Source organism: Streptomyces sp. MK37H (genome assembly GCF_018035285.1).
GTDB classification, from domain to species: domain Bacteria; phylum Actinomycetota; class Actinomycetes; order Streptomycetales; family Streptomycetaceae; genus Streptomyces; species Streptomyces endocoffeicus.
The window spans coordinates 1-8,009 of record NZ_JAAAYH010000413.1; the positions used below are offsets into that span (position 1 = coordinate 1).

Annotated in this window: 8 protein-coding genes; 6 read left to right on the forward strand and 2 right to left on the reverse strand. The window is 70.7% G+C overall.

From position 1 onward, the window contains the following. Positions 1–2 precede the first annotated feature (2 nt). From GWI24_RS36105 to GWI24_RS36125, 5 genes are all read left to right on the forward strand, one after another. Positions 3–1,187 carry a CdaR family transcriptional regulator gene (locus GWI24_RS36105; RefSeq protein WP_020871571.1) on the forward strand — a complete coding sequence of 395 codons (1,185 nt, stop codon included), beginning with the start codon at positions 3–5 and terminating at the stop codon, positions 1,185–1,187. A gap of 89 nt (positions 1,188–1,276) precedes the next feature. After that, positions 1,277–2,269, forward strand: coding sequence for an ACP S-malonyltransferase (locus tag GWI24_RS36110; protein ID WP_210950261.1), 993 nt, complete (start codon positions 1,277–1,279; stop codon positions 2,267–2,269). Further along, complete coding sequence (locus tag GWI24_RS36115) at positions 2,266–3,276, forward strand: ketoacyl-ACP synthase III (RefSeq protein WP_210950262.1); 1,011 nt, start codon at positions 2,266–2,268, stop codon at positions 3,274–3,276. The genes GWI24_RS36110 and GWI24_RS36115 overlap by 4 nt, the downstream gene beginning before the upstream one ends. Before the next feature lie 82 nt (positions 3,277–3,358). Beyond that, the gene (locus GWI24_RS36120; RefSeq protein ID WP_020871568.1) at positions 3,359–3,607 is read left to right on the forward strand and encodes an acyl carrier protein; all 249 of its coding nucleotides are present in this window, start codon (positions 3,359–3,361) and stop codon (positions 3,605–3,607) included. Positions 3,608–3,683: 76 nt separating this feature from the next. Then, positions 3,684–4,949, forward strand: a complete 1,266-nt coding sequence (locus GWI24_RS36125) for a beta-ketoacyl synthase (RefSeq protein WP_210950263.1) — start codon at positions 3,684–3,686, stop codon at positions 4,947–4,949. Between the two features lie 148 nt (positions 4,950–5,097). Here the strand turns inward: GWI24_RS36125 and GWI24_RS36130 are convergent, their stop codons facing one another. Further along, on the reverse strand, positions 5,098–5,991 hold the full coding sequence (locus GWI24_RS36130; RefSeq protein WP_210950264.1) for an NAD(P)-dependent oxidoreductase: 894 nt from the start codon (positions 5,989–5,991) through the stop codon (positions 5,098–5,100). Positions 5,992–6,051: 60 nt separating this feature from the next. Continuing rightward, positions 6,052–6,546 (reverse strand): DUF3145 domain-containing protein, encoded by a 495-nt coding sequence (locus GWI24_RS36135; protein WP_210950265.1) that lies wholly within the window; start codon positions 6,544–6,546, stop codon positions 6,052–6,054. A 325-nt stretch (positions 6,547–6,871) separates the two neighbouring features. Here GWI24_RS36135 and GWI24_RS36140 point away from each other — a divergent pair, with 325 nt between their 5' ends. After that, positions 6,872–7,846, forward strand: coding sequence for an SGNH/GDSL hydrolase family protein (locus tag GWI24_RS36140; RefSeq protein WP_210950266.1), 975 nt, complete (start codon positions 6,872–6,874; stop codon positions 7,844–7,846). Positions 7,847–8,009: the final 163 nt, after the last annotated feature.

An 8,009-nucleotide genomic window follows, 5' to 3' on the forward strand; every position in this document is an offset into this window, starting at 1 on the left:
TCGTGCCTGAACCAGCCTCGAACACCCCGCATCCGCACAGTGCCACCCTGCGCCGCCTGGAGAAGTCCTCCGGGAAGCTCGCCGCCAACGCCATCGCGCGCATGGACGAGCAGCTGCCGTGGTACCGGGCGATGCCGCCCGAGAACCGCTCCTGGATCGGGCTGGTGGCGCAGGCGGGCATCGCGGCCTTCACCGAATGGTTTCGCCACCCCGAGGCACCCCAGGCGATCAGCACCGATGTGTTCGGCACCGCCCCGCGCGAGCTGACCCGGGCGATCACCCTGCGGCAGACCGTGGAGATGGTCCGCACGACCATCGAGGTCATGGAGTCGGCGATCGACGATGTGGCGGCCCCTGGCGATGAGTCGGTGCTGCGCGAGGCGCTGCTGGTGTACGCGCGGGAGATCGCCTTCGCCACCGCCCAGGTGTACGCGCAGGCCGCCGAGGCGCGCGGCGCGTGGGACGCCCGGCTGGAGTCGCTGGTGGTCAACGCGGTGCTGTCCGGCGAGGCGGACGAGGGGGCGCTGTCCCGCGCGGCCGCCCTGGGCTGGAACTCCCCCGAGCATGTGTGCGTGGTGCTGGGCACCGCCCCGGACGGGGACAGCGAGCTGACCGTCGAGGCGATCCGGCGGGCCGCCCGCCACGCCAAGCTGCAGGTGCTCACCGGGGTGCTGGGCGACCGGCTGGTGGTGGTCGCGGGCGGCTCGGACAATCCGCTCCAGGCGGCGAAGGCGCTGATCGGGCCGTATGCCCCGGGCCCGGTGGTGGCCGGTCCTGTGGTCTCCGACCTGCTGGCCGCGACCCGGTCGGCGGGGGCGGCGGCGGCCGGGCTGAAGGCGTGCACCGCCTGGCCGGACGCGCCCCGTCCGGTACTCGCCGACGATCTGCTGCCCGAGCGCGCGATGGCCGGGGATCCAGCTGCCCGTGAGCAGTTGGTGGAGGAGATCTACAGACCGCTGGAGGAAGCCGGTTCGGCGCTGCTCGAGACACTGAGTGTGTACCTCGAACAGGCGAGCAGTCTGGAAGGTGCGGCCCGGATGCTCTTCGTTCACCCGAACACCGTCCGCTACCGGCTACGACGTGTGACGGACGTCACCGGATGGTCACCTTCCGACGTCAGGTCGGCGTTTACTCTGCGCATAGCCCTGATCCTGGGACGTCTCGCCGACGCGAACATATTGCCCTGACCGTTTGTTGGACCCCCACAATTCCCCTGTCGGTTCTTCGTCCTTGTCCTCACGGGCGAGCTGGACCGTCCACAAGAGAGAGTGTGAGAGTGCTCGTACTCGTCGCTCCCGGCCAGGGCGCTCAAAAGCCCGGCTTCCTGACCCCCTGGCTCGACCTGCCCGGCGTCACCGAACGTCTGACCTGGTGGTCGGCCGTCTCCGGTCTGGACCTCATCCACTACGGCACCAAGGCCGATGAGGAGGAGATCCGCGACACCGCGGTGGCCCAGCCGCTGCTGGTGGCCGCCGGTCTGGTCGCCGCCCACGCGCTGTTCGGCGAGGGCATCGAGGGCGCGACCGGTCTCGCGGAGCTGCCGAACCGTATCGGCGCGGTCGCGGGCCACAGCGTCGGCGAGATCACCGCGGCCGCGGCCTCCGGTGTGCTCACCGACGAAGCGGCCATGGTGCTGGTCCGCCGCCGCGGACTCGCCATGGCGGAGGCCGCGAGCCGCACCGAGACCGGAATGGCCGCCATACTGGGTGGTGAGCAGGACGATGTCGTCGCCCACCTCGAGAAGCACGGACTGACCCCGGCGAACGTCAACGGCGCCGGGCAGATCGTGGCCGCGGGCACCGCCGAGCAGCTGGCGGCGCTGGCCGAGGACAAACCGGAGGGGGTGCGCCGCGTCGTACCGCTCAAGGTGGCCGGCGCGTTCCACACCGACCACATGGCCCCGGCGGTCGCCGCCCTCGAGGCCCTGGTCGCGGGCGTCCCGGTGGCCGATCCGCGCACCCGATACGTCTCCAACCGGGACGGCGGGGTCGTGGCGACCGGGGCCGGGGTGATCGAGCGGCTGGTCGCCCAGGTGTCCAACCCGGTGCGCTGGGATCTGTGCATGGAGACCTTCCAGGAGCTGGGCGTCACCGGGCTGATCGAGGTGGCCCCGGGCGGCACGCTCACCGGCATCGCCAAGCGCGCGCTGCCGGGCGTCACCAATGTGGCGCTGAAGACTCCGGACGATCTCGCAACGGCCCGTGCGCTGATCGCGGAGCACGCCGTCCCCGTCGACACACCGGCCGAAGAGGAGCTCCGAGGAGCATGACCGCGAAGATCAAGCCCAGTAAGGGCGCCCCGTACGCGCGCATTCTCGGCGTCGGTGGCTACCGTCCGACCCGGGTGGTGCCGAACGAGGAGATCCTCAAGCACATCGACTCCTCCGACGAGTGGATCCGCTCCCGCTCGGGCATCGCCACCCGGCACTGGGCCGGTCCGGACGAGACGGTCGCCGCCATGTCCGTGGAGGCCGGAGGCAAGGCCATCGCCGACGCCGGTCTGACGCCGGAGCAGATCGGTGCCGTGATCGTCTCCACGGTCTCGCATCTGAAGCAGACCCCTGCGGTCGCCACCGAGATCGCGCATCTGCTGGGCACCGGCAAGCCGGCCGCGTTCGACATCTCGGCGGGCTGTGCGGGCTTCGGCTACGGGCTGACCCTCGCCAAGGGCATGATCACCGACGGCACCGCGGAGCATGTGCTGGTCATCGGGGTCGAGCGGCTTTCGGACCTGACCGATCTGGAGGACCGGGCGACGGCCTTCCTGTTCGGCGACGGCGCCGGCGCCGTGGTGGTCGGCCCCTCCAAGGAGCCCGCGATCGGCCCGACCGTCTGGGGCTCGGAGGGCGACAAGTCCGACACCATCACCCAGACGCTGCCCTGGGACGTCTACCGCGAGCAGAACGCCGCCGACGTGCGTTACCCGGCGCTGCGCCAGGAGGGCCAGGCCGTCTTCCGCTGGGCCGTCTACGAGATGGCGAAGGTCGCCCAGCAGGCCCTGGACGAGGCCGGAGTCAGCGCGGACGAGCTCGACGCGTTCATCCCCCACCAGGCCAACATGCGGATCATCGACTCGATGATCAAAACCCTCAAGCTGCCGGAGCACGTCACGGTCGCCCGTGATGTGGAGACCACCGGCAACACCTCGGCCGCCTCCATTCCGCTCGCCATGGAGCGGCTGTTGGCGACGGGGCAGGCGAAGAGCGGCGACACCGCGCTCGTCATCGGATTCGGAGCGGGTCTCGTCTACGCAGCGACGGTCGTTACCCTCCCTTAGGCTCCATAGTCCATATCCACGCAGCTCCACAGAAGTCGGACGCTGCGCCACCACCGCAACACACCGAAGAAGGAGCGCCGCAATGGCCGCCACTCAGGAAGAGATCCTCGAGGGTCTCGCCGAGATCGTCAACGAGATCGCCGGTATCCCGACCGAGGACGTCCTGCTGGACAAGTCCTTCACCGACGACCTGGACGTCGACTCGCTGTCCATGGTCGAGGTGGTCGTCGCCGCCGAGGAGCGCTTCGACGTGAAGATCCCGGACGACGACGTCAAGAACCTCAAGACCGTCGGCGACGCCGTCGACTACATCCTCAAGCACCAGGGCTGAGCCCGTATCAAGGCCGGTCGTCGCCGCCCGTGCGGTGGCAGGTCCAGCACCTTCTACACGTGGAGTAGGAATTCCTGTGAACTCGACCAATCGCACCGTGGTCGTCACCGGTGTTGGTGCCACGACGCCGCTGGGTGGCGACGCCCCGTCGACCTGGGAGGCCCTGCTGGCCGGCCGGTCCGGCGTCCGCCTCCTGGAGGAGGAATGGGCGGCCGAGTTGCCGGTCCGCATCGCCGCGAAGATCGCGGTGGAGCCGGGCACGATCATTCCGCGTCCGCAGGCCCGCAAGCTCGACCGTTCCGCGCAGTTCGCGCTGCTCGCGGCTCGTGAGGCATGGGCGGACGCGGGCTTCACCGCCAGGGCGGGCGAGGACTCCTCGATCGACCCCGACCGGCTCGGCGCGGTCGTGGCCTCCGGTATCGGCGGGGTCACCACCCTGCTCGACCAGTACGATGTGCTGCGCGAGAAGGGCGTCCGCAAGGTCTCCCCGCACACCGTGCCGATGCTGATGCCCAACAGCCCGGCGGCGAACGTCAGCATCGACCTCAACGCCCGCGCGGGCGCGCACACCCCGGTGAGCGCGTGCGCCTCCGGCGCCGAGGCCATCGGCTACGCCATCGAGATGATCCGCACCGGCCGCGCCGATGTGGTCGTCGCGGGCGGCACCGAGGCGTCCATCCACCCGCTGCCCATTGTCGCCTTCGGCAACATGATGGCGATGTCCAAGAACAACGACGACCCGCAGGGCGCCTCGCGCCCGTTCGACGTCGACCGCAACGGCTTCGTGATGGGCGAGGGCTCGGGCGCCATCGTCCTGGAGTCGGCGGAGCACGCCGCCGCGCGCGGCGCCCGGGTGTACGCGCAGGCGATCGGCCAGGGCATCTCGGCCGACGCCCACCACATCACCCAGCCTGAGCCGTCCGGCAACGGCATCGGGAACGCGCTGCAGAACCTGGTGGAGAACACCGGCATCAGCGGTGCCGAGATCGCGCACGTCAACGCGCACGCGACCTCGACCCCGCAGGGCGACCTGGCGGAGATCAAGGCGCTGCGCAAGGTGTTCGGCGACGACGTGGACCACATGGCGGTCTCCGCCACCAAGTCCATGACGGGCCATCTGCTCGGCGGCGCGGGCGGTGTGGAGACGGTGGCCAGCGTGCTCGCGCTGTACCACCGGCTGGCCCCGCCGACGATCAACATCGGCTCGCTGGACCCGGAGGCGGACGCGGACGTCGTGACCGGCGAGGCGCGGGCGCTCCCGGCCGAGGGCCCGATCGTGGCGCTGAACGACTCGTTCGGCTTCGGCGGCCACAATGTCGTGCTCGCCTTCCGCAGCGTCTGACCGCTTGGCGCTGTGAGGCGCTGATATGTGGGGGTGGCCCGCCTCCGGCTCCGGCCGGGGGCGGGCCATCGGTGTGTCAGGGCCGCTGGTGGGTCAGGGCCGCTTCTGACTCAGGGGGCTTGCCATGTCTCAGGGGGCTTCCCAAGTCTCAGGGGGCTTCGCCGTCGAAGCTGGCGAAGTACGAGGCCACCATGTCCTCGTCGCCGTGGCCCGCCTCGATCGCGCGGCGGAACCGCTCCGCGCCCGCGGCCGCCAGGTCCAGCCGCACTCCGGCGCGCTCCCCGGCCTGCACGATCAGCCGGGCGTCCTTCTCCGCGGTCTTGGTGGCGAAGCTGGGCTCGAAGTCGCCCCGGAGCACCTGGGCCGACTTGGCCCGCATATAGCCGTTGTCCAGCGGGCCGCCCTCGACCGCGTCCAGGAAGCCCTGCCAGTCCACGCCCAGGCCCTTGGCGAGGGCGGTCGCCTCGGCGGTGGCGTGGGTGACGTTGAGGACCCAGCTGTTGAGCACCAGTTTGAGCCGGGTGGCGGCGGCGCCCTCCGCGGTGTCGCCGACCCACACCGTACGGCTGCCGATGGCGTCGAAAACCGGCCAGACGACCGGGCGGACGGGGTTGGGCCCGGCGGCCAGCACCAGCAGCTGTCCGCTCTCCGCGGGCTGCTTGGTGCCGAGCACGGGCGAGTCGATGAGGGCGAGGTCCTTCTCACGGGCGAACGCGGCGAGCGATTCCAGCGCCTCCAGCCCCGCCGTGGTGGCCTGGGCCCATACGGTTCCGGGGCTCAGCGCGGGGGCGGCCTGCCGCATCGTCTCGAGGGCCGCGGCGCCGTCGTAGAGGATGGTCAGGACGACATCGGCGCCGTCCACGGCCTCGGCCGGGGTGTCGGTGACGCGTACGCCGTCCTCGCCGAGCGGCTCGGCCTTGGATCGGGTGCGGTTCCACGCACGGACCTCGAGCCCGGAGCGGGCGAGGTTACGGGCCATTCCGGAGCCCATGATGCCGGTGCCGAGGACCGCGACGGACGTTGCCGGGTGTTGTTCGGTCATGCCGCCACGCTAAGACCTGAAGTGCGCTCCAGGTCAAAAGGGTGGCGGCGCGTCAGGCGCTCAGACGACCTGGTGCAGCCAGCGGACCGGGGCGCCCTCACCCGCGTAGCGGAACGGCTCCAGCTCGTCGTCCCAGGGCTTGCCGAGCAGCTTGGCGACCTCCGCCTCGAGGTCGCTCTCGCCGCGGGCGGAGCGGGCCAGGGCGGCGCGCAGCCGGTCCTCGGGGATCAGGATGTCGCCGTGCATTCCGGTGACGGCGTGGAAGATGCCGAGCTCGGGGGTGGAGCTGTAGCGCTCGCCCTCGGCGGTGGCGCAGGGCTCGGCGGTCACCTCGAAGCGCAGCAGATGCCAGCCGCGGAGCGCGGAGGCCAGTTTGGAGGCCGTGCCGACCTCGCCCTGCCAGGAGAACTCGGCACGCCAGGTGCCGTTCGCCGCCGGCTGCTTGATCCAGTCGAGAGTGACACGCACGCCGAGGACGCCCGCGATGGCCCATTCGACGTGCGGGCACAGCGCGCGCGGAGCGGAGTGCACATACAGAACTCCACGGGTCGTCACCGGTGCCTCCTGTGCGGTTCGAGGTGCGCCTTCCCCAGCGGCCTCGCGCCCGTACCGGTCCCGCCCGGGACATCGGATCACATTCTGCCCTAGTGATCACTCCCACACCAGTCTCGACGTCACCTTCAGTGAAATTTATCGTGCAGAATTCTCTAGAAAGTGGACAGGATGTGACGGGGCGTAATGTGCTGGTACCGCATAGCGCGCCATGTCGCCGGGACGACGCTCATCTGGCACAAGAAAAACGTACCGTGCGAGTCGGCCGGAGGAGTGACGTACCGTCGGTCCGGATAGATATGACCCAACAGCCGGAGGGGGAACAGCCATGCGGGTCAGCGCGACACGCCGGGAGCGATCGGCGGCCGCTTCCTCGACCACGCGTACGATCGTGCGCCCGTCCCCGCGCACCGCCGGGCGCACCGCTGGACGCACGGGCATGGTGCTGTTCACCGCCGCCGCCATGCTGAGCTCCGCGGGCTGTTTCGGCAGCTCGGACGACCCCTCCCGGCACGGGCCGACCCGCGCGGGGAAGACGCCCGGCGCCAAGCGGTCCATCGTCTGGAACACCCGGCCGACCTCGATCGCCTCCCTGGGCGACTCCATCACCCGTGGCTTCGACGCCTGTTCGGTGCTCTCCGACTGCCCCGAGGTGTCGTGGTCCACCGGCACCGATGTGCGGAGCCTCGCCCAGCGGCTGCTGCCCTCCGCCACCGCCGACGCGGGGACCCACGCCTGGAACTTCGCCAAGACCGGCGCGGTCGTGGCCGACCTCCCCGGCCAGATCGAGGCGGCCGCGGCCCGAAAGCCGAAGCTGATCACCGTGATGATCGGCTCCAATGACGCGTGCCGGGACTCGGTGGACGACATGACCTCCCCCGAGCAGTTCCGCACCACCTTCACCTCGGCGCTCACCCGGCTGCGCCGTGATCTGCCGAAGACGCAGGTGTATGTGGCCAGCGTGCCGGACCTGAAGCGGCTGTGGTCGGAGGGGCGGAAGAACGTCTTCGGCCGGCAGATCTGGAAGCTGGGCATCTGTCCGTCGATGCTGAAGGACTCCCAGGACCTGGACGCGGCCTCCAACGACCGCCGACAGCGGGTGGCGGACCGGGTGACCGAGTACAACAAGGTGCTGAAGGACGTGTGCGGGCGGGATGTGCTGTGCCGGTTCGACCCGGCGGTGCACGAATACCGCTTCACCACGCATGAGCTGAGCAAGTGGGACTGGTTCCACCCCAGCAAGGCGGGCCAGGCGCAACTGGCCGACATGGCCTACCGCCGCATTACCGCTTCCGCGCCCTGACCCCGAGCCGCGGCCCGGCTCCCGGCCAGGGGCCGGGCGCGGGGCGCGGACGGCCTGCCCGACCGGGCGAGGGGCGCCCCTCCGGGCCGGGCGAGGTGGACTACGGGGTGCCCGGCGGACCACGCGGCGGAGCCGCATATCGATGCTTTCCCCTCCCCGCCCC